Source organism: Cytobacillus gottheilii, assembly GCF_900166665.1.
Taxonomy (GTDB): domain Bacteria; phylum Bacillota; class Bacilli; order Bacillales; family Cytobacillaceae; genus Cytobacillus; species Cytobacillus gottheilii_A.
Genome location: NZ_LT800494.1, coordinates 1,659,531 through 1,682,180 on the forward strand (window position 1 = coordinate 1,659,531; position 22,650 = coordinate 1,682,180).

24 protein-coding genes are annotated in these 22,650 nt (G+C 39.1%); 23 read left to right on the forward strand and 1 reads right to left on the reverse strand.

The window, feature by feature from the left end:
• Positions 1 to 26 precede the first annotated feature (26 nt).
• The 13 genes from deoB to B7E07_RS08150 all read left to right on the forward strand — a co-directional run bounded on the left by deoB (position 27) and on the right by B7E07_RS08150 (position 12,672).
• The gene (gene deoB, locus B7E07_RS08090; RefSeq protein ID WP_080845371.1) at positions 27 to 1,211 is read left to right on the forward strand and encodes a phosphopentomutase; all 1,185 of its coding nucleotides are present in this window, start codon (positions 27 to 29) and stop codon (positions 1,209 to 1,211) included.
• A gap of 78 nt (positions 1,212 to 1,289) precedes the next feature.
• Entirely contained in the window at positions 1,290 to 2,108 is an 819-nt protein-coding gene (locus tag B7E07_RS08095; RefSeq protein WP_080845375.1) for a purine-nucleoside phosphorylase, read from the forward strand.
• A 65-nt stretch (positions 2,109 to 2,173) separates the two neighbouring features.
• Complete coding sequence (locus tag B7E07_RS08100) at positions 2,174 to 3,478, forward strand: pyrimidine-nucleoside phosphorylase (protein WP_080845378.1); 1,305 nt, start codon at positions 2,174 to 2,176, stop codon at positions 3,476 to 3,478.
• A 474-nt stretch (positions 3,479 to 3,952) separates the two neighbouring features.
• The gene (locus B7E07_RS08105) at positions 3,953 to 5,119 is read left to right on the forward strand and encodes a D-alanyl-D-alanine carboxypeptidase family protein (protein ID WP_080845381.1); all 1,167 of its coding nucleotides are present in this window, start codon (positions 3,953 to 3,955) and stop codon (positions 5,117 to 5,119) included.
• Between the two features lie 213 nt (positions 5,120 to 5,332).
• Positions 5,333 to 5,683, forward strand: a complete 351-nt coding sequence (gene spoIIAA, locus B7E07_RS08110) for an anti-sigma F factor antagonist (protein WP_080845383.1) — start codon at positions 5,333 to 5,335, stop codon at positions 5,681 to 5,683.
• Positions 5,684 to 5,685: 2 nt separating this feature from the next.
• Positions 5,686 to 6,126, forward strand: a complete 441-nt coding sequence (gene spoIIAB / locus B7E07_RS08115; RefSeq protein ID WP_066443984.1) for an anti-sigma F factor — start codon at positions 5,686 to 5,688, stop codon at positions 6,124 to 6,126.
• A gap of 12 nt (positions 6,127 to 6,138) precedes the next feature.
• Entirely contained in the window at positions 6,139 to 6,897 is a 759-nt protein-coding gene (gene sigF, locus B7E07_RS08120; RefSeq protein WP_080845385.1) for an RNA polymerase sporulation sigma factor SigF, read from the forward strand.
• Between the two features lie 229 nt (positions 6,898 to 7,126).
• Positions 7,127 to 7,747: a stage V sporulation protein AA gene (locus tag B7E07_RS08125; protein WP_080845387.1), complete on the forward strand. Its 621-nt coding sequence runs from the start codon at positions 7,127 to 7,129 to the stop codon at positions 7,745 to 7,747.
• Positions 7,737 to 8,159: a stage V sporulation protein AB gene (locus tag B7E07_RS08130; protein WP_080845389.1), complete on the forward strand. Its 423-nt coding sequence runs from the start codon at positions 7,737 to 7,739 to the stop codon at positions 8,157 to 8,159. Before B7E07_RS08125 ends, B7E07_RS08130 begins: the two co-directional genes overlap by 11 nt.
• Before the next feature lie 40 nt (positions 8,160 to 8,199).
• A complete protein-coding gene (locus tag B7E07_RS08135; RefSeq protein WP_080845390.1) occupies positions 8,200 to 8,784 on the forward strand; it encodes a stage V sporulation protein SpoVABEA in 585 nt (194 codons plus the stop codon).
• Positions 8,762 to 10,243, forward strand: coding sequence for a spore germination protein (locus tag B7E07_RS08140; protein ID WP_080845391.1), 1,482 nt, complete (start codon positions 8,762 to 8,764; stop codon positions 10,241 to 10,243). Before B7E07_RS08135 ends, B7E07_RS08140 begins: the two co-directional genes overlap by 23 nt.
• Before the next feature lie 226 nt (positions 10,244 to 10,469).
• Entirely contained in the window at positions 10,470 to 11,789 is a 1,320-nt protein-coding gene (gene lysA / locus B7E07_RS08145) for a diaminopimelate decarboxylase (RefSeq protein WP_080845392.1), read from the forward strand.
• Between the two features lie 514 nt (positions 11,790 to 12,303).
• Positions 12,304 to 12,672, forward strand: coding sequence for a GNAT family N-acetyltransferase (locus B7E07_RS08150; RefSeq protein WP_080845393.1), 369 nt, complete (start codon positions 12,304 to 12,306; stop codon positions 12,670 to 12,672).
• A gap of 62 nt (positions 12,673 to 12,734) precedes the next feature.
• Here B7E07_RS08150 and B7E07_RS08155 read toward each other — a convergent pair whose 3' ends face one another.
• On the reverse strand, positions 12,735 to 13,247 hold the full coding sequence (locus tag B7E07_RS08155; protein ID WP_080845394.1) for a DUF309 domain-containing protein: 513 nt from the start codon (positions 13,245 to 13,247) through the stop codon (positions 12,735 to 12,737).
• Between the two features lie 308 nt (positions 13,248 to 13,555).
• Here B7E07_RS08155 and B7E07_RS08160 point away from each other — a divergent pair, with 308 nt between their 5' ends.
• The 10 genes from B7E07_RS08160 (at position 13,556) to resB (ending at position 22,648) form a co-directional block, all read left to right on the forward strand.
• Positions 13,556 to 14,323 carry a segregation/condensation protein A gene (locus B7E07_RS08160; protein ID WP_080845395.1) on the forward strand — a complete coding sequence of 256 codons (768 nt, stop codon included), beginning with the start codon at positions 13,556 to 13,558 and terminating at the stop codon, positions 14,321 to 14,323.
• Positions 14,310 to 14,897, forward strand: coding sequence for an SMC-Scp complex subunit ScpB (gene scpB, locus B7E07_RS08165; protein WP_080845396.1), 588 nt, complete (start codon positions 14,310 to 14,312; stop codon positions 14,895 to 14,897). Before B7E07_RS08160 ends, scpB begins: the two co-directional genes overlap by 14 nt.
• A gap of 217 nt (positions 14,898 to 15,114) precedes the next feature.
• On the forward strand, positions 15,115 to 15,603 hold the full coding sequence (locus tag B7E07_RS08170) for a YpuI family protein (RefSeq protein WP_080845397.1): 489 nt from the start codon (positions 15,115 to 15,117) through the stop codon (positions 15,601 to 15,603).
• A 299-nt stretch (positions 15,604 to 15,902) separates the two neighbouring features.
• Entirely contained in the window at positions 15,903 to 16,796 is an 894-nt protein-coding gene (locus B7E07_RS08175) for a superoxide dismutase (RefSeq protein WP_080845398.1), read from the forward strand.
• 325 nt (positions 16,797 to 17,121) lie between these two features.
• Positions 17,122 to 18,273, forward strand: coding sequence for a D-alanyl-D-alanine carboxypeptidase family protein (locus B7E07_RS08180; protein ID WP_080845399.1), 1,152 nt, complete (start codon positions 17,122 to 17,124; stop codon positions 18,271 to 18,273).
• Positions 18,266 to 18,853 (forward strand): nucleoside recognition domain-containing protein, encoded by a 588-nt coding sequence (locus B7E07_RS08185; RefSeq protein WP_080845400.1) that lies wholly within the window; start codon positions 18,266 to 18,268, stop codon positions 18,851 to 18,853. The genes B7E07_RS08180 and B7E07_RS08185 overlap by 8 nt, the downstream gene beginning before the upstream one ends.
• Before the next feature lie 6 nt (positions 18,854 to 18,859).
• On the forward strand, positions 18,860 to 19,390 hold the full coding sequence (locus B7E07_RS08190; protein ID WP_080845401.1) for a spore maturation protein: 531 nt from the start codon (positions 18,860 to 18,862) through the stop codon (positions 19,388 to 19,390).
• Between the two features lie 194 nt (positions 19,391 to 19,584).
• Positions 19,585 to 20,313: a 23S rRNA pseudouridine(2605) synthase RluB gene (gene rluB, locus B7E07_RS08195; protein WP_080845402.1), complete on the forward strand. Its 729-nt coding sequence runs from the start codon at positions 19,585 to 19,587 to the stop codon at positions 20,311 to 20,313.
• A 171-nt stretch (positions 20,314 to 20,484) separates the two neighbouring features.
• Complete coding sequence (gene resA / locus B7E07_RS08200; protein ID WP_080845403.1) at positions 20,485 to 21,006, forward strand: thiol-disulfide oxidoreductase ResA; 522 nt, start codon at positions 20,485 to 20,487, stop codon at positions 21,004 to 21,006.
• A gap of 22 nt (positions 21,007 to 21,028) precedes the next feature.
• The gene (resB, locus tag B7E07_RS08205) at positions 21,029 to 22,648 is read left to right on the forward strand and encodes a cytochrome c biogenesis protein ResB (RefSeq protein ID WP_080845404.1); all 1,620 of its coding nucleotides are present in this window, start codon (positions 21,029 to 21,031) and stop codon (positions 22,646 to 22,648) included.
• Positions 22,649 to 22,650 lie beyond the last annotated feature (2 nt).

The window sequence follows — 22,650 nt, forward strand, 5'->3', positions numbered from 1 at the left end:
GATTCAATTTTAAAGGAGGAACATTTATGACAAATCATACATATAAAAGAATTTTCCTGGTTGTAATGGATTCAGTTGGCATTGGCGAAGCACCTGATGCAGAAAGGTTTGGCGATAAAGGCTCAGATACATTAGGTCATATTGCTGAAAAGATGGACGGCTTAAATATGCCAAACATGGGGAAATTAGGATTGAGCAATATCCGTAATATCAAGGGGATTGAAAAAGCAGAAAAACCGCTCGCTTTTTATACGAAAATGCAAGAAGCATCGAATGGAAAAGATACGATGACAGGGCACTGGGAAATCATGGGCTTGAATATTCAAACCCCTTTCAAAGTGTTTCCAGACGGCTTTCCGCCTGAGCTTATTGATGAACTCGAAGACCGAACTGGCAGAAAAGTAATTGGCAACAAACCGGCTAGCGGAACAGAAATATTGGACGAACTTGGCGAAGAACATATGAAAACGGGTGCACTTATTGTCTATACTTCAGCAGATTCTGTCCTGCAAATTGCTGCGCATGAAGAAATCATACCTATTGAGGAACAATACAATATCTGTGAAATCGCAAGAGAATTAACATTAGATGAAAAATATATGGTTGGACGTGTGATTGCACGCCCATTTATCGGTGAGCCAGGTGCATTTAAGCGAACGTCTAACCGTCATGATTATGCACTAAAGCCATTTGACCGAACAGTTATGAATGAGCTAAAAGACGGTGGATATGATGTCATTGCCATTGGAAAAATCTCAGATATTTATGATGGCGAAGGTGTTACAGAATCATTAAGAACCGTTTCCAACATGGATGGAATGGATAAACTTGTTCAAACATTGGACATGGATTTTACGGGCCTAAGCTTCTTGAATCTAGTTGATTTTGATGCATTATTTGGACATAGAAGAGATCCAATTGGCTATGGAGAAGCTTTAGAGGAATATGATGCTCGTTTAGATGAAGTATTTGCTAAGTTAAAAGAAGATGATCTTCTTATTGTGACAGCTGATCATGGAAATGATCCAGTACATCCCGGCACAGATCATACGAGAGAATATGTGCCATTGCTTGTATACTCAAAAGGAATGACAGCGGGAAAAGAACTGGAGATCAGAGAAACATTTGCTGATATCGGTGCGACTGTTGCGGAAAATTTCAATGTGAAACTTCCGGCATTCGGGAAAAGTTTTCTGCAGGAATTAAAGTAAAGCCCGAATGAATAGAGAGACTACCAAATATTGGAGGGGGAAGAATCCTCTGCAAAACAATGAGAAGGAGATTAAATCATGGATGTAAACAAAATTGTAAACGCAGCTTCATTTTTAAAAGGAAAATACTCAAAGGCACCTAAAATAGGACTAATTTTAGGCTCTGGCTTAGGGGTATTGGCAAACGAAATTTCTGAACCAGTAAAAATTCCTTATAACGAAATTCCGGATTTTCCTGTGTCGACGGTTGAAGGTCATGCCGGACAGCTTGTATTTGGCGATTTAAATGGTGTGGATGTTGTTGCTATGCAAGGGCGCTTCCACTATTATGAAGGCTACTCTTTTGAAAAAGTTACTTTTCCTGTACGCGTGATGAAGGAGCTTGGGGTTGAAATTCTCATCGTTACAAATGCAGCTGGTGGCGTAAACGAATCCTTTACACCAGGCGATTTAATGCTGATTTCAGATCATATTAATAATATGGGAAGTAACCCGCTGATCGGACCAAATGATTCGAAGCTTGGCGTCAGGTTCCCTGATATGTCAGAAGCATATGCAAAAGATCTTCGTAAAGCAGCAAAAGAGATTGCACAGCAGCTGAATATAGATATAAAAGAAGGAGTTTACGTCGGCAATACTGGCCCTACATATGAAACGCCTGCAGAGGTTAGAATGCTACGTGTATTAGGCGGAGATGCAGTAGGTATGTCAACAGTGCCAGAGGTTATTGTTGCTCGCCATGCAGGATTAAAGGTACTCGGCATTTCCTGCATCAGCAACATGGCTGCAGGGATCTTAGATCAGCCGCTTAACCATGAAGAAGTAATTGAAACAACAGAAAAAGTGAAAAAAGATTTCCTTCAATATGTAAAAGCTTTAGTTAAGAATATGGCGTAAGCAAAGCAGCTTAAGCAGCGCTATAGACAGAACTTGCAGAGAGAATAGAAGGGCGGATTCACACTATGAGAATGGTTGACATAATTGAAAAAAAGCGTGACGGGATTGAATTAACAAAAGAAGAAATTCAATTCTTTGTAAATGGGTATACCGATGGATCAATTCCTGACTATCAAGTGAGTGCTTTAACAATGGCGATTTTCTTCAAAGGAATGACAGAAAACGAACGTGCTGACTTAACAATGGCTATGGTTGAATCAGGGGATCAAATTGACCTCAAAAAAATTGAAGGCATTAAAGTAGATAAGCACTCAACGGGCGGTGTTGGTGATACAACGACACTTGTTTTAGGACCGCTTGTAGCGGCAGTTGGGGTGCCTGTTGCCAAAATGTCCGGACGCGGATTAGGCCATACAGGCGGCACCATTGATAAATTGGAAGCTGTTGAAGGCTTCCATGTGGAAATTGAAAATGAAGAATTTATAAAGTTAGTAAATGAAAATAAAATTGCTGTAATTGGCCAAAGTGGAAACTTAACACCAGCAGATAAAAAGCTGTATGCATTACGCGACGTTACGGCTACTGTTGATAGCATACCGCTCATTGCCAGCAGCATTATGAGCAAAAAAATTGCGGCTGGAGCAGATGCAATTGTTCTTGATGTGAAAACGGGCGCTGGTGCCTTTATGAAAACGTTAGAGGATTCTAAAGAATTAGCGAGCGCAATGGTCCGCATTGGAAACAATGTTGGTCGAAATACAATGGCTGTCATTTCAGACATGAGCCAGCCTCTTGGTTTTGCCATCGGAAATGCGCTTGAAGTGAAAGAAGCGATTGATACGCTTAAAGGAGAAGGTCCGGAAGATTTAACAGAGCTATGCTTAACACTAGGCAGCCATATGGTTGTATTGGCGAAAAAAGCTGAAACTGTAGAGGAAGCACGTGAAAAGCTGCAGCAGGTGATAAATGACGGCAGTGCACTTGAAACCTTTAAAACATTCTTAAGCTCTCAAGGCGGAGATTCGACTGTTGTGGATCAGCCAGAGAAATTGCCTCAAGCAAAATATCAATTTGAACTTGAAGCAAAAGAGGATGGCTATGTATCAGAAATAGTGGCTGATGAAATTGGAACAGCTGCCATGCTTCTAGGAGCAGGGCGTGCAACAAAAGAATCAACCATCGATCTTGCTGTTGGATTAATGCTACGCAAAAAAATAGGTGATGAAGTGAAAAAAGGTGATTCACTCGTAACCATCTATAGCAATTTTGAAGATGTCAGCGAAGTAAAAGAAAAATTATATGCCAATATCCTGCTGACGAGCGAAAAAGTAAGTGCTCCTGTGTTAATACATGGTGAAATAACGAATTAAAAAGTAAATTAATATATACGAAAGAGCTGCCGGGATATATGGCAGCTTTTTTTAATTAATTATATCTTCAATACTTTTGAAACTGGCTGCTGGGGAAAGTGGACAGGTCTTGAAGCCCTTTTTACAGGGGATATATGGTAATTTAAGCGTGTTTCAGAGCTAAACACGACCGTTAAATCCTATATTTGGAAATCAGAGTCGTGATTCTGCACTACACCAGTAGACACTGCACTTATAGTCTTTGCCCCTACCCCTAAAGCCTCAAAACACAGCTGCTCTGCCACTAACTTAGTCTCTTTTTCCCCTTTATAGCCTCTGTCTTTTCCTATCAAGGTTTCTCATTCCTGTTCTTCCTCCTAATGAACATTTTCTTCTCTAAATGGTATAGATTTTTATTTTATGGAAATGATGGTAGCTATAAAACGAAACGACCATCAGTCTATTCTGGTGTCATAATTTGGAGGGGTTTATAGGATGAAAAAAATTGTCTCGTTACTGATGCTTTCTTTTTTTATGTTCACAAGCTTCTTACCTGCAGCTTCTGCAGAAGAGAAAAAAGCAGAATTGGCTGAAGGAGTAAAATCAGCGATCTTAATAGAGAGAGATACAGGAACGGTTTTATATGAAAATAATAGTAAAGAACAGCTGCCGCCAGCCAGCATGACAAAAGTAATGACGATGCTTCTCATAATGGAAGCCATCGATGAGGGAAAGCTTACCTGGGATGAGAAAATTCGGACTAGTGAATATGCTGCTTCCATGGGAGGTTCACAAATTTTCCTTGAGCCTGGTGAAGAAATGACGACAAAGGAAATGCTTCAGGGCATCGCGATTGGTTCTGGTAATGATGCCTCTGTAGCAATGGCAGAACGTCTTGCCGGTTCAGAGGATGAATTTGTTGAAATGATGAACAGCAAAGCTAAGGAGCTTGGTCTAAAGGATACCTTCTTTAAAAATCCAACAGGCTTGCCGGAAGAAGGGCATTACAGTACAGCACATGATATGTCACTCATGGCAAAAGAACTGCTGAAATATGAAGATATAACGAGTTTTACGGGAACTTATGAATCCTACTTGCGTGAAGGAACGGATAAGAAGTTCTGGTTAGTTAATACCAATAAACTTGTTCGTTTTTACCCCGGTGTTGATGGACTGAAAACAGGGTTTACCAACGAAGCAAAATATTGTTTAACGGCAACAGCAGAAATAGATGGAATGCGTGTCATTGCGGTTGTATTTGGTGCTCCAACATCTAAGGACCGCAACGCACAAGTTACGAAAATGTTGGATTATGCTTTTAGTCAATATAAAACACACTCAGTGTTTGAAAGAGAACATACGCTAGGAAAAGTTAAGGTTAGCAAAGGCGAGCAAAAATTTGTTGATGCAGTGACGAGTGAGCCTATTTCTCTGTTAACGAAAAAGGGAGAAAATATTGATAATGTTAAGCAAAAGATTGTGCTGTCGGAGGATGTTAAGGCTCCTGTGAAAAAAGGAGATGAAGTCGGCAAGATCACTTTTGAGAAGGATGGCAAAACGATTGTAGAAAGCAAGCTTGTTGCCAAAGAGGATAATTCGGATGCAAGCTGGTGGACACTATTTAAACGTTCGATGGGCATGTTTACAAAATCAGGTGAATGAAGGCAGAAGATGTCGAAGGGACTATTCATGACTACTAATTTTGGCGAATGCACACTAGTTTTGTCTTCTTGAAGGATATCGGAATAGAAATATAGAAATTGACTCACTAAAGGGTGATAAAGGAGCCTGCTTCATTGGAAAAAGCACTTCCTGCATCCGAATGCTGCTATTGGTCCTTTAGCAGCTTCATACCACATAAGGAGGCTATGAATAGTGAGTCTTAACATTAACTTGGAAGTGAAAAATGAAATTTTATGTATTCGATTAAGCGGGGAGCTTGATCACCATTCTGCAGACGAACTGCGTGAGCAAGCTTCAGCCGCAATTGAGCAATTTCATATCCGTCATATCATTCTAAACCTCGAGCATCTATCATTTATGGATAGTTCAGGGTTAGGAGTCATACTTGGAAGATACAAACAGATTAAACAAGTACATGGCGAAATGGTTGTTTGTGCCATCTCCCCTTCAGTGCAAAGGTTATTCGATATGTCCGGTTTATTTAAAATCATCCGTCTTGAACCGACAGAAGAATATGCATTGCAAAGATTGGGGGTTGCTTAACAATGAAAAATGAAATGCACATTCAATTCAGTGCTTTAAGTCAAAACGAATCGTTTGCTCGAGTAACAGTTGCCGCGTTTATTGCTCAGCTTGATCCAACGATGGATGAGCTTACAGAAATTAAAACTGTTGTGTCAGAAGCAGTTACAAACTCCATTATTCATGGCTATGAAAACGACCCTAATGGGCTTGTATATATTTCTGTCACAATTGAAGATGGTTTGGTAGATCTATCTATTCGAGACGAAGGTCTAGGTATATCAGACGTCGATGAAGCGAGACAGCCGCTTTATACAACCAAGCCAGAGCTTGAGCGGTCTGGCATGGGCTTTACGATTATGGAAAACTTTATGGATGAAATAGCGGTTGTATCACACCCAGGGGAAGGCACAGAAATCCGCTTAAAAAAGCATTTATCAAATAGTAAAATGCTATGTAATTAAGGGAGTCTTGCTATGGATGTGGAAGTAAAATCAGGTAAAGGCCAAACGTATTTAAAGGATCATGAGGTCAAGGAGTTAATTCAGCAAAGCCAGAGCGGTGATCAAAGTGCCCGGGATACAATTGTTCAGAAGAATATGAGGCTCGTCTGGTCTGTCGTGCAGCGTTTCTTAAATCGGGGCTATGAACCTGATGATTTATTCCAAATCGGGTGCATTGGATTGCTTAAATCTGTTGATAAATTTGATTTGAGCTATGATGTAAAGTTTTCTACTTATGCTGTTCCTATGATTATTGGGGAAATTCAGCGGTTTATTCGTGATGATGGAACTGTGAAAGTTAGCCGATCCTTAAAAGAGCTCGGCAATAAAATTCGAAAAGCGAAAGATGAACTTTCTAAAACATTAGGACGAATCCCAACCGTATCTGAAATTTCAGAGTACCTGGATATTCCATCAGAAGACGTTATTCTTGCACAAGAAGCAGGTAGAATGCCTTCCTCTATTCACGAAACAGTGTACGAAAATGATGGAGATCCAATTACACTGCTTGACCAAATAGATGATGGCAATGAAGGCAAATGGTTCGACAAAATTGCTCTAAAAGAAGCGATTAGAGAGTTGAATGAACGCGAAAGATTGATCGTGTATCTTCGTTATTATAAAGATCAGACTCAATCTGAAGTAGCAGAAAGACTCGGAATATCCCAAGTTCAAGTCTCCAGGCTGGAGAAAAAAATATTACAGCAAATGAAGGACCGTATGGATATGTAAATCCATACGGTTTTTTTGTACTTTGAATCAGCATGGAGTTTTGCGGATCTATCAAATTAACGGACGGCAAACATGATTAATTTTACACTGAAAAAAAACCATAGGATATTTTCACAGTCGGATTTCGAAAATGTCAAATGGCAAAACATGAAATTATTGCCTTTCATGAAGTAAATATATGCAAGTCATACTATATGTAAGGAAATCACTACCGTGGGAAGTGAAGAGAGTGGAACACACAGTGTATATTCGTTTGCGCCATCGGCTTCAGGTCAGACCGAATACGGCAATCCATTTAGAGGACATCGCACAAATTATTGCAGATGAAGAGTTTCTTCCCGTATTAAGCAGCTTGAAAATGCATCAGGTGATTGAAGAAGATAATAACATCATTATTATTGACGTAATGAAGGTCATCAACCTTATAAAAAACAAATACCACATGCTTGAGATCCAAACAATAGGCCCTGCACAGGTCATTGTAGAAGTGGCCAGGAAAAAAAGAAAAACGTCAATGTCGTTATTTGTCTTAGTGTGGCTGCTATTGTTTTTTGGAGCTGCCCTAACAATCATGAATTTTCACGAGGATGTAAGTATGAGAGAAGTTCATTTGAAGATCTTCACTGTCATTACTGGGATAACAGACGAAAAGCCGCTTGTATTCCAAATTCCTTATTCAATTGGTCTTGGAGCAGGAATGATCATCTTTTTTAATCATTTATTCAAAAAGCGCCTCAATGAAGAGCCAAGCCCGCTGGAAGTCGAGATGTTCAATTATCAGCTTGACTTAGATAACTATGTGGCTATGAATGAAAATAAGGAAAGCATGAAAAACATTGATGACAATTAAAATTATCGCAGTGATGTTCATTGGGCTCGCCAGCGGATTGGCTGTTGGCGCTGGGTTTGTTGCTTTTTTGACGGTGCTTGGTATCATTCCCCGGCTAACTCAGCTCACTAAAACAATGAAAATGATCCATTATTACGAATGGTCAGTGGTGTTAGGGGTTTTCGCAGGTTCGGCTGCAACCCTTTGGGAGTTTAATTTCCAATTTCCATCATGGTTTTTAATCCCCCTCGGTGCATCATCAGGTGTTTTTGTAGGCATGCTTGCAGCAGCCTTAACAGAGGTGTTGAACGTGCTTCCGATTCTTGCGAAAAGAATTGGCATTGACGGGCAAATCGTGATTCTCCTGATGGCCCTTGTTTTTGGCAAAATCGCCGGCAGCCTCTATCAATGGATGTATTTTGTAGGAAAGTAGGTAAAGGTTTGACTGACAATAGGAAGGATCGATTTGGCTTATGAGTGAAAAAAGAAATGTCATTCTAATAACAGATGGAGATGTCTATGCCCGTAAGGCGGTTGAACTGGCTGCACAGGAAATTGGCTGCAGATGTATTACTTCTTCACAAGGAAATCCGTCTGTATTGGACGGGCCTCAAATCGTTAAGCTCATTCATAAGGCGAAATGTGATCCTGTGCTTGTCATGTTTGATGATAGCGGATTTGTTGGTGAAGGGGCAGGGGAAAATGCAATGAAATATGTTGCTCACCATGAAAGCATCCATGTATTAGGTGCCATTGCCGTCGCATCAAAAACAAGGCATGAAGAATGGACACATGTAGATGTCTGTATTGATCGTTTCGGTGAACTCACACACTATGGTGTAGATAAATATGGCATACCTGAAATGGAGGAAGGCAGAATTACAGGAGATACTGTTTATTGTTTAGATGAATTGGATCTGCCTATAATCGTTGGCATTGGAGATATTGGGAAAATGGGAAAAATGGATCATTTTACAGTGGGATCGCCCATTACCATTAAAGCGATAAAGCTTATACTGGAAAGGAGCGGAATGTATGACAGCAGCAAAGAAGGATGAAATGAAGGCCATTCCTTTATCGGTAAATGAAATTGAAACATATATGAAAAAGAGAGTTGGTCTTGGTGAGAGCTTTGATCTAGGGGTCCGAAAATTAAAGGTTCTGCGAAAAGATGTACATTTTTACTATGTTAACGGGCTTACAGACACACAATTCATTATTGAAATTGTCGAAGAGCTAGTGGCCATTAATGATCATGAGAAGCTATCGTCCAACTTATTTAGCATCATTGAAAACCGCCTTGTCCATCAATCTGTTAATAAAATTAAAACACTTGATGAACTAGTTGATCAAGTTCTTTCCGGTCTCATTGTAGTAGTGATGGAAGGCGAAGACACAGCGCTTGTCGTCGATGTCAGAAGTTATCCTGGCCGTACACCGCAGGAACCAGATACCGAAAAGGTGGTTCGCGGTTCGAGGGATGGATATGTAGAAAATATTATTATTAATACAGCTTTAACAAGAAGAAGAATTCGAGATGAGCGGCTTCGTTTTGAGATACTTAAAGTAGGTGAACGATCAAAAACGGACGTAGCGATCGGATATATAAAAGATGTAGCAGATCAGGAACTAGTTGACATTATTAGAAAAGAAATTGAAGCAATAGACATTGATGGAATTACAATGGCAGATAAAACAATTGAAGAATTCTTATTAAAGCAAGGTTATAATCCATTCCCACTGGTCCGGTATACAGAACGTGCGGATGTATCTGCAACTCATTTGCTGGAAGGGCATGTTGTTATTTTTGTTGATACTTCACCAAGTGTGATCATTACGCCGACGACCTTTTTTCATCATCTCCAGCATGCTGAAGAGTATAGGCAATCTCCAGCAGTGGGGACGTTCGTCAAATGGATTCGTTTTTTAGGACTTCTATCCTCTCTTTTCTTATTGCCGCTCTGGTTCTTATTCGTTTTAGAACCTTCTCTTTTGCCTGAAGCGATTGCTTTTATAGGACCAAATGAGAAAACAAATATACCTGTCATTATTCAGCTGTTTATAGCAGATATCGGAATTGAGTTTTTAAGGATCGCGGCAATTCATACTCCGACACCTCTGTCCACAGCCATGGGTTTAATTGCAGCCGTTTTAATTGGCCAGATTGCCATTGATGTCGGATTATTTGTTCCGGAAGTTATTCTATACGTGGCATTAGCAGCGATTGGCACATTCGCAACACCGAGTTATGAGTTGAGTATTGCAAATAAGTTAGCCAGGCTGGGGATTCTAGTGCTCGTTGCCATTTTCCACACACCAGGATTAATCGTAGGAACGACTGCCTTTATCATTTGGCTTGCAAGTATTAAATCATTAAGTGTTCCATACTTATGGCCATTTATCCCATTTAATCCTGGTGCGTTTGTTCATATCCTAATACGAAGAGCAGTACCAGGTTCTAAAATTAGACCGAGTATTGTGCATGCCAAAAATCGTTATAAGCAGCCTATTAAATAGTCCTCCACCCAAGCTCCGTTGCGGGAATGATTGAATTGTGTTAAAGTATTTTCAACTGAATAAAGCATTAAAGGATACAGAATATTTATTTTGCTTATAAAGGCGGCAAGCCCTAGTGCGCATTGGATTTCCTTAAAATCATCCAACCTTTAATCAGAACAGATGAGGATGTTTTGCCGGGACCTGAGTGCAGTGCTTGCGCTTTTCTTTTGGGGGTAATGGGTGAATGTATTTTAATGGCACAGCACAAGTAAATGAAAAAGGACATTTGCAAATTGGCGGAGTCGATACACTTGACTTAGTGAGCCAATTTGGAACGCCGCTTTATGTATACGATGTAGCACTGATTAGGGATCGTGCAAGAGGATTTAAAGAGACATTTGAAAAATTAGGCATTAAAGCACAAGTGGCATATGCAAGTAAAGCCTTCTCTACCATTGCGATGGTTCAGCTTGTAGAAGAAGAGGGATTATCACTTGATGTTGTTTCAGCAGGTGAACTGTATACAGCACTGGCTGCAGACTTTCCAGTGGAACGCATCCACTTTCATGGCAATAATAAAAGCCGAGAAGAGCTGGAAATGGCTCTAGAACATCAGATCGGCTGTATTGTTGTTGATAATTTCTATGAACTCCAATTGTTAGAACGTATTTGCAAGGAGAAGAATCAAAAAGCGAACATCTTACTGAGGGTAACTCCTGGCATTGAAGCACATACGCATGATTATATATTGACAGGGCAGGAAGATTCGAAGTTTGGTTTTGATCTGCAAAATGGACAAGCAGAAGCAGCATTGCAAAGTGCTATAAAGTCTCAATCTTTTGAAGTGCTTGGCATCCATTGTCATATCGGTTCACAAATATTTGAAACAACCGGCTTTATTTTAGCTGCACAGAAAATCTTTGAGAAACTCAATGACTGGAAACAGCGCTTATCATTCGAACCTGCTGTATTAAATTTAGGCGGCGGTTTTGGCATACGCTATACAAGCGAGGACGAGCCGATTGCTGCCTCACAATATGTGGAAGATATTATTACAGAGGTTAAGAATCTCGCACTTCAGCATGAAATGAAAATGCCTGAGATTTGGATTGAACCAGGCCGTTCATTAGTTGGGGATGCAGGTACAACTCTTTATAAAATTGGCTCACGTAAAGAAGTTCCAGATGTAAGGAAATATTTAGCGGTTGATGGTGGGATGAGTGATAATATTCGCCCGGCCCTTTATCAGGCAAAATATGAAGCGGTCCTTGCAGGGAGGCCACTGGAAAAAGCAAATGAGGTTGTTTCAATTGCGGGAAAATGCTGTGAATCCGGAGATATGCTAATTTGGGATTTACCATTGCCGGAAACCGATGAAAATGATGTGCTTGCTGTTTTTTGTACAGGTGCGTACGGTTATTCCATGGCTAACAACTATAACCGCCTGCCGCGTCCGCCGGTTGTATTTGTAGAGAACGGAGAAGCACAGCTTGTTGTACGCCGTGAAACATTAGAAGACCTAATCCGTTTAGACTTATCCATTCAAACAAAGATCCAGAGTTAAACTACGTGTAACTGCGCAATTAGCATACGACACATGGGCTGCATGCTATGATAAAAAAGGATCATAGATTGCGGTAATAGATTTAATTCATAAAGGCTGCCAATATGGGCAGCTTTTGCTGTTTATGAATGATGCAGCCACCTGGTCAAAAAGCACATGGAAATATTCGACCAGATGGTGTACAATGAATCATAGTTTCCATTCACTACAGATTTTTCAGGAGCAGGGTGTATATGAAAAAAAGCAACTGGGTTCTTTTTATGATCATTTTGATGTTAGGTCTGCTTTGGGGTTTATATTATTGGTTTTTTATCGCCCTTGGCTAAATAGGCCCGTCTAATGAAAAAAGAGTGCACAAGAAACATTCAGACGATCTTACATATAATGGTGCAAACAGTTTATAATGCTGTTCAGATGGGGAAAATAGTATAATGGGTTTCATCCTAGTACGTATAATGCGTTCTCCACTTGACTGATCAAGCCCGACTTTAATCAAATTTAATGAGGGATAATTATGTTAATTCGATATAAGAAAACATTTGAAAAAATTGCAATGGGTCTTTTGTCTTTTATGCCAAATGAAAAAGACTTAAAAAAATTGCAGCAAACCATGAAGGTTTATGAATCAGAGCGGCATAAGCAGCTTTTTTTGTGGAAGGAAGAAGAGGACATTATTGGCCTTGTTGGTGTATCCTTTACTGAAGATACGATGGAACTGCTCCATGTGTCTGTTAATCCTTCACATAGACAGCAAGGAATTGGAAAAGCCATGATAAATGCTCTTCAGGACATGTTTCCGGAGAAAGTTATGACATCAGTCGAAGAAACAGAAGCGTTTTTACACAGATGCCAATTTAATGAGACAGTAAAAGGCAGTGATTAATCACTGCCTTTTATATATTGTTTTAATAAATCCGCTCTTCAGAAGATTGGAGAAAACAGATATCAGCGATTTTTTTGCATTGCAGCAAGTCTCTCTGCAATAACACCGCTGCGGTCTCTTCTAGAGTGGCGGTGAATTAAATCCTCATTTGCAATATCACTTACACAGCACCACTTTAAACCTAATGCAGAACACGTCTCCATTGCTCTTTCAAGAAGAACTGGATCTTCTATAGGCATATTATAGCTTTTATACGGCTTCCTGTTTACAATCTCAGTATACTTCTTCTGGAGATCTGCAAGAAAGGTATTAGCATGAAGACCAAGGTTATTTATAGATTCTTTCCTATTATAAAAAATCTTAAGCGCTTTTAGTAAGGTTCTTTCCGCTCCTCGGTAATTTAAGCGGCGATGATGATAACAGGAGACAGCAAACAAAATAAACCCCACCCATATAGAGTTTTTGTGATACTCCTCGGTTTGTTTCCAATATTCCTCTAAAATCTCATGACATTCGAAATAGTCTCGATCTCCATGAAAGTGAACAATAAACTTTATATATTCGAGTGGATACATCTTTTCACTCCTTATTAATACTGTAGGTCTGCTCAAAAACGTGATTACATATTATTTGAACTATTTTATCATAAAAATACAAATACATGCCTAATTTTAGCATTGGATAAAGGCTATGAATCATTTATACTTATTAAGAAAATCTGTTTTCAGTTCTTAGCTTCTGCAGCGATAACGGTTGCGATACATATTCGCTCAGTAGTTTGAAGAGATAAATATACCCATTGGCACACGCATATGGCATAATGGATATTCATGCAAAAATAATTTGATTTTCGATTCTGGAAGAAATTTTGGTGGTACAAATGATGCAATATAATGTAAAAATAGATGCTTTTGAAGGCCCTTTGGACTTACTGCTCCATTTAATCAATCGATTGGAAATTGATATATATGATATTCCGGTGTCAAAGATAACGGAACAATATTTATTATATATTCACACAATGAAGGAACTGCAGCTTGATGTGGCCAGTGAATATTTAGTAATGGCTGCGACACTGCTGGCGATTAAGAGCAAAATGCTCCTGCCAAAACATGAAGAAGATGAGCTTGAGGACGAATTCGGGCTGGAAATGGAAGAAGATCCGCGGGATGAACTCGTTGAAAGATTAATAGAATATAAAAAGTATAAAGAAGCTGCTGAAGAGTTAAAAGAGATGGAGCAGGAAAGAGGCATGATCTACACAAAGCCTCCGAGTGACCTGGCTGTATATGCAGAAAGCGAGCAGAATGATTTAAAAGATTTAAACGTCTCCTTGTATGATATGCTTGGTGCATTTCAAAAACTGCTGCGCAGAAAAAAACTGCAGAAACCGCTTTCGACAAAGATTACGCGTCAGGAAATACCCATTGAAACAAGAATGGAAGAAATCGTTACATTCATTAAAAAATCGCATGGCCGTACAACCTTCTATAGCTTATTCCCAAAAGAGGACAAGGAGCATCTGGTCGTTACTTTCTTAGCAGTACTCGAGCTAATGAAAAGGCAAGAGATTGCTGTGAGTCAAGTGGGAAATTTTTCTGAAATTTATATAGAAGCAACGGAAGGAGTAGCAGTAAATGGAATTAATTAATTGGGGTGGCATCTTAGAAAGTCTTCTTTTCGCTGCAGGTGATGAAGGTTTATCCATCAAGCAAATTATGAATGTGCTTGAGATTGATGAATTGCAGGCGATTGATATCGTTGAAAATCTCAAACATGAATATGATCAGAATAGTTCAAGGGGCATCATGCTAATTGAAATGGCAGGAACGTTTCAGCTTGCAACAAAAAAGGAAAATGCAGTGTATCTAAAGAAATTAGTAGAGTCTCCTTCAACAGCCTCTCTCTCTCAGGCTGCTTTAGAAACTTTAGCGATTATTGCGTACAAACAGCCTATAACAAGAGCTGAAATTGAAGAGATTCGAGGAGTTAAAACAGAACGTCCCCTGCAAACACTTACCTCTAAAGCATTAATTAGAGAGGTCGGCAGAGCTGAAGGAACCGGACGTGCCTATTTATATGGAACAACGAAAGAGTTCTTAGATTATTTTGGATTAAATCATATCGAGGAGCTTCCGCAGCTGCCAGATCATACAGAAGATGAGACAATATTAGATGATGCAGATTTATTTTTTGAGAAGTTCCAGGAAACAATCGATAATTGATTTTTCTGAAACATTTAAAGCTTGTTTGTGGTAAAATTAAATAGAATGTTGGATCCTTCAGAGTGAGATTAGGAGGGACGATTCTAACTTCAATAAAGGACGAGCATGAAAATCTCATCACGAAATTGTTCAGGACAATCACCTGTCCAAAAAATGAAATTGGTCATAAGCTATTATAAAAAGATTACTGCTGTTTTATTAACTGGAGGTGTAAGTATTGGGAAATGCCATTGTAAAGACGCAAATGGAGGACGTTAAAAATTTCCTAGGGAATACTGTATCTGTATTTGAAAATTTTCTGAACGAAACTACAGTATCTGGATTATTATCTGAAGAACAAGGAAACAAGGAATATTATAAACAAGTGTTATCTAATATAAGAAAGCTGCTCGTTTATTGTGAAGAAGGCTTGGATGCTTGTAATGTCATCATTCTAGGTGAACCGTTTCAAAAGGGAGCAGCTGAAAAAACGCTATATCGCATTTATCATCAATGTGTAGAAGAGTTCTTCTCTCCTAAAAATGATACATGGTTTGAAAATAGCCGTTCTGCCTATACAGGTAAAAACTCGATCCGATTCCATGAGAGCGTACCTCAGAGTGTAAAGGATCTTTTCAAAGGTTTAGAAGCTGATTTTCAGCATATTAGAGAAGAACTGGAATATTATGAAACGGATTACAGAACCAAAATGATTCAATCAAGATAACGTACAATCCATATTATAGAAGCCGAAACAATGTTGAAAAATTGCTTTCGGCTTTTTTTCTGCCTGAAAGTTCCTTTGACACATAAAAATTTGGAGTAAGAGGTGCGCTCTATGCGGGTTAGGAAAATAATCATTATGTGAGTAGCTATAAGTAGAGCTGTTTTGGAGTTTTCTATTATCAATACACTGGTTAGATTCATGATTTTTTCTATAGCTTAGTAGAAGAATTTTTCATTCTAGCGGCCAAGCAATGGTTCATACCATTGTAGGAGGTCAGAGAAAAAGGAAGGAAGGTTCATATGAGCAAGATGAATGATTATGTACAGGATGTTTTTAAATGGAATAGTGAAATGAAGAAGTTTCTTGAATCTGAAAATGTTGACCGTAATAATGAACTGTGGAAGAAAATGGAAAATTTTACTGAAATAATGAATATGTTAAATCAGCCGTTAAATGCTCAAGAAATCAATCATATTCATGAACAGGTAGAAGATTTGCATGAAGATATGGAAAATTATTTTCGGGAACGATCAAGCTTAGGAAGCATCTTTTCTATTCAAGAACCCTTTATTTCACCTGGTAAACATGTATTGCCTCCACTTCCTTATCATTATAATAGCCTTGAACCTTATATTTCAGAAGAAATCATGAAATTGCATCATGACAAGCATCACCAATCATATGTGGATGGCTTAAACAAAGCAGAAAATGAATTAGAAAAGGCTAGGAAAAAGAATGATTTTTCCCTTATAAAGCATTGGTCGAGGGAATTAGCCTTTCATGGATCCGGTCATTATTTGCATACAATATTCTGGAATAACATGTCTCCTAACGGAGGCGGAAAGCCTGCTGGAGCCCTATTAAAAGAAATAGAAAAATACTTTGGCAGCTTTGATCACTTCAAAAAGCAGTTTTCTGAAGCGGCAAAACAGGTTGAAGGCGTAGGCTGGGCAATCCTGGTTTGGTCGCCAAGATCGCGGCATTTAGAAATTCTTCAATCTGAAAGGCATATGATCTTAACACAATGGGATACCATCCCGCTGCTTGCCTTGGACGTCTGGGAACATGCTTATTATTTGCAGTACAAAAATAAGAAAGCAGATTATGTTGATCAGTGGTGGAACGTAGTGAACTGGAAAGACGTTGAAGACCGATACTTAAAAGCATCAGAATTGAAGTGGAAGCCATATTAATAAAAAAGGCTCTTTTCTGAAACATTCTCATTTTAATATCACTTTTTAAAGGAGCATTTTAGTCATATCTCTGTTGAATGAAGCGAAATAGTGGGATACTCCTGCACATGCGAGTACTCTGAAGCTTCGTACATGATTATAAAGACAACAAAGTTTGCAAAACAGACATAAAAAATAAGCAGGGCACGAGGAATGGATACTTGCTATCCAATTTCTTGTGCTTTTTTTAAAAGTAAATGTATGACCTCTTATATTAGTTTCAAGTCATAACTCTATTTCGCTTGCATAAACTTGTACAAACAATAATGTGAAACGGGGATTGGCAATGAAACTCTTTAAAAAGCTCATCATTTTAATGATTACTTTGACATTTCTTTTGATGAATGTCCCGCATAAAGCAGCAGCTGCCATTTCAGTCAGTGCGAGCAGCGCGATTTTAATGGAGCAAGACTCTGGAAGGGTATTATACGGAAAAGAGGCTAATACGAAAAGAAGAATTGCCAGTATTACCAAGATTATGACGGCAATTCTTGCGGTCGAGTCTGACAAGCTTGATGAAATGGTTAAAGTAAGCGGGAATGCGATTAGGGCAGAGGGATCTTCCATCTACCTCCAGGAAGGTGAAAAAATAAAGCTTGAAGATTTAGTTTATGGATTAATGCTGAGATCTGGAAACGATGCAGCAGTAGCGATTGCAGAGCATATTGGAGGCAGTTTAGAAGGCTTTGTCTTTTTAATGAATCAGAAGGCAGAGGAAATTGGTATGATCAATACTCATTTTGAAAATCCACATGGATTGGATGACCATGAGAATCACCATTCAACCGCATATGATATGGCGATTTTAACTCGATACGCTATGGAAAATGAGATGTATCAAAAGATTTCGGGAACAAAAGTACATAAAGCTCCAAATCCTAACGAAAGCTGGGACAGGGTCTGGAATAATAAGAACCGACTGCTAACTCAACTGTATGATCATACAACCGGGGGCAAAACGGGCTATACCAAAAGAGCGAAGCGCACTTTAGTAACAACCGCTGAAAAGGATGGACTAGAGCTAATCGCTGTAACACTGAACGGTCCAGATGACTGGAATGATCATATCCAGATGTATGAAACAGCCTTCAAAACCTATGAGTCTGTAAAGGTCCTATCAGAAGGGATCATAAAAGAGACGGATGAAAAACAATATAAAAATAAAATTTATCTTAAAAGTGATTATAACTACCCGGTAACAGCTGAAGAGAAAGAAAATTTTAAAGTAGAGTATCAATTAACCAAGCCTAAGGAAAATTGGGGAAATCCTGAAAATATACCTGATGTTGTCGGGAAAGCGATTGTCTATTTGAACAATGAACAAATAAAAACGATGCCTATTTATTATGAAAAAGAGGAAGAACTCGAAGAAAAAACGTTCTTTGACAAGTTCCGCAGTTTATTTTCATTTATTGTTGGTGTAAAGCAAGATGGTTAATATCATATGGGTGCTATTGACCGTGATCGGGATTGTTTTTGCCATGTTCAATGGAACAATGAGTGAAGTGAATGAGGCTGTCTTTAATGGAGCAAAAGAGGCAGTCACGTTATGTATAGGATTAATCAGTATTCTCGTTTTCTGGCTTGGCATGATGAGAATTGCAGAGGATGCTGGCTTATTGAAAAAACTAGCCAGCTTGTTTAGGCCGATTGTCAAAAGGCTTTTTCCGGAAGTGCCAAACGACCATCCTGCAATGGGGTATATCCTTTCCAATATGATGGCTAATTTATTTGGATTAGGCAACGCGGCGACACCACTTGGCATTAAAGCGATGGAAGAACTAAAAAATTTAAATGGCGGAAAGGATTATGCAAGCCGCTCTATGATAACTTTCCTGGCAATCAATACTTCGAGCATTACCCTCATCCCAACAACTGTTATTGCCATTCGCATGAATTATGATTCCGCCAATCCGACGGATATTGTCGGACCGACGCTAATTGCAACCTTTTGCTCTGCTCTTGGTGCTATCTTAATTGACCGCTATTTTTATTACAGAAGAACTCGAAAAGGATGAGGTTGTATGCAAATTGTTTCTCTTATATCTTTGTGGTTTATCCCCGTTTTAATTGGCATCATACTGATCTACGGTACGATGAAAAAAGTACCTACCTATGAAAGCTTTACTGAGGGCGGGAAAGAAGGCATTAAAATTGCGGTATCGATTATTCCATTTCTTGTTGGAATGCTTGTGGCCATTTCGGTTTTCAGGGCATCAGGAGCACTTGAGTATATGATGGGATTCATCAAACCCGCGTTAGAGGCGATCGGAATTCCAGCTGAAATTGTCCCGCTTGCAATCATCCGCCCCATTTCAGGAACAGCAGCACTGGGGATGACGAGTGACTTGATCGCTTCCTATGGACCAGATTCTTTTATTGGAAGACTGGCTTCCGTGCTCCAGGGAAGTACAGATACTACCTTTTATGTGCTGACTGTCTATTTTGGAGCTGTAGGCATTAAGAAAATGGGGGATGCATTAAAAGTTGGCCTGCTGGCTGACCTTGTCGGCATCGCTGCAGCCATCATCGTCGTAACACTTCTTTTTGCTTAAAACAATATATTTAATGATTATAAAAGCCTTGGGGAGGAAACCTAAGTGCTTTTTTTTTGTCTATTTTTATCTTAATAAGCTAAATTCCTGCGAGTTTTTACAGTTTATCGTATAGCTTACTTTGAAAAGATGCTGGAATATGGCATAATTCATAAGGATAGAAAATGTATTGTCGAAATATATGAGGTGACATAATGGAAAGATTGCAAAAAGTAATAGCCCATGCCGGCATTGCGTCAAGACGCAAAGCGGAACAATTAATAAGCGAGGGGCATGTAAAAGTAAATGGTCAAGTCGTCAAAGAATTGGGAGTGAAAGTTGGCTCTAATGATAAAGTAGAAGTTGATGGCATTCCGATTGAACGGGAGCAGCCTGTTTATTTCTTATTTTACAAACCAAGAGGAGTTCTCTCCGCAGTATCAGATGATAAAGGCAGAAAAGTAGTAACTGATTATTTTCAGCAAATTGAACAGCGTATTTATCCTGTTGGCAGATTAGATTATGAAACTTCCGGCTTGCTGCTTTTAACAAATGATGGGGAATTCGCTAACCTATTAATGCATCCAAGAAGTGAAATTGAAAAGGTCTATGTTGCAAAAGTGAAAGGCATTCCATCAAAAGAAAGCCTAAAAAGCCTGCAGAAAGGCATCCGTCTTGAAGATGGAAAAACAGCACCAGCGAAATCAAAGCTTTTATCTATGGATAAGAAAAAACAAACAGCAATCGTTGAATTAATTATTCATGAGGGGAAGAACCGTCAAGTGCGCCGAATGTTTGAAGCCATTGGACACAATGTTCTTAAATTGAAAAGAGAGAGATATGCAACACTAACATTAGAGGGGCTTTCTCCTGGTGATGGAAGAGAATTGACTGCTCATGAAGTGAAGCAGCTGAGAACAATAGCAACACAAGGAAAAAAATAGAACAACAGGAAATATTTTCGCATAAATGTCACATTTACTTCACATAGTTAACAACGTCTTTATGCTAATAAATGATATAATTATGTACAAACTGCTTCTAAGAAGCAAAGTGACAAAATACACAATGTTTCCTTAACACTCTTGCCTTTTGTTTGAATGGGGAGGTATTCGATGAAGAAAAAACGGCTTCTTATACGGACGGTGATTTTAATCCTGCTCGGAGCTGCCGTAGCGTATACATTATATGCTAATTTCAGCAGTGATGATATTAGAAAAGTGGCAATCAATGAGAAAGCACCTGATTTTGTCTTAACAGATATGGAAGGAAATAAGCATCAGCTTTCCGATTATGAGGGACAAGGGGTATTCCTCAACTTCTGGGGAACATGGTGCAAGCCTTGCGAAAAAGAAATGCCTTATATGAACAATCAATATAAGCAATTCAAGGAACAAGGGGTACAAGTGCTTGCAGTGAATATTAACGAATCTGAATTTGCAGTCGATAAATTCACTTCAAGGTATAACCTGGATTTTCCAATTGTGATTGACAAAGGGGAAGTAATGGAAGCATATGGAATAGGTCCTCTCCCTACAACGTTTTTAGTTGATAAGGATGGAATCGTTGTCAAACGTCTTGAAAGCGGAATGACGGAAGCAATGATAAAAGGGTACATGGAAGAGATTAAACCATAAGGGTGTATGGGGAGTTTTTACAATGAAAGAAGTAATTTGTGAATGCGGTCACCACAATCCGCATGGTACCGTTTTATGTGAATCATGCGGAAAAGTTTTAATTGAAAAAGAAAAAGATAAAAAGCTGCTTGATATGCGGTATGAGGGAAGTGCAAGGCGTTCTCAAACATACAATAAGACCATTATAGATAAAATCTGGAACTTCTTTTCTTCTGTAAAGGTTGGCGTTTGGCTAATTGTCATCACATTGATTGCTTCTGCACTTGGTACGATCTTTCCGCAGGAGATGTACATACCACCTGTGATGCCTGCATCGGAGTATTACGAAGATCAATACGGCTGGCTGGGGCAACTATATTATACACTGGGCTTTCATAATTTATACAGTTCATGGTGGTATCTGCTCTTAATTGCATCAATTGGGATTTCCATCATTATTGCCAGCTTGGATAGAGGGATTCCTCTATACAGATCTTTAAAGACTCAGCGAGTAACAAGACACGAAGGGTTTCTAAAGAGACAGCGACTGTTTAGTGTGTCAGAGGTAGAAAAAGAAGACCAAGCGTTTGAAACAGTTAAAGAAAAGCTAAAGGCAAAACGTTATCGAATTCGGGAAGAGAATGGAAATATCCTGGCTGAAAAAGGAAGATTTTCGCGTTGGGGTCCGTATGTAAACCATGTGGGTCTGATTATTTTCTTAATTGGCGGTATGCTCAGGTTTGTACCAGGCATGTATGTAGATGAAATTCTCTGGGTAAGAGAAGGCGAAACAAAAGTCATTCCTGAAACAGAAGGCCAATATTATCTTGAAAACCACGAATTTATTCTTGAGACGTACGATAAAGAAAATTCAAAAGAAGAATTTTCTGCTGCTATTGAAGACAAAGGAATGGTGGCGAAGAATTTCCAATCGAATGTCACATTGTATAAAACAAAGGGTGAAACCGTTCATGGTGAAACACCCCAACTGGAAAAAGTAAGAGATGAGAGCATTCGAGTCAATCATCCGCTTAAATTCGAAGACTTAGCCCTTTACCAAGTAGATTATAAGCTTGATGAGTTGAATAAAATGACATTTGCTTTATCCAACAAACAAACAAGTGAGGAGTACGGAGATTTAACGATTGACTTGTATGATCCTCGGGATTCCTATGATCTTGGTAATGGATATCAAGTAGAAATAGTCAGCTATTTCCCGGACTTTGAATTTGATGAAAACTCAGAGCCTATAACAAAGTCACGGATTCCAAACAATCCAGCATTTGTATTCAAAATGTTTACACCGGATAAGCCAGATGGTGAAGTTAGCTTTGTCGCTATACAGCAAACGATTGAACCTTTTACAGATAATGAGTACAAAATGTCCTTTAAAGCGGTGGAAACGAAAGATGTAACAGCTTTAACTGTCAGAAAAGATTTAACACTATGGGTACTTGCATTAGGCGGATTCATTTTTATGATTGGTGTTGCACAAGGCTCCTATTGGAACCATCGCCGCGTCTGGCTGCGAAAAGTGGATGGTGAAGTTTGGGTGGCAGGGCATACAAATAAAAACTGGCATGGTCTTAAACGTGATATAGCGGCTGTTCTTGATGGAACAAGCCTAAACGAACCGGCAGATCAGCTTGACAAGAAAGAGTAAAC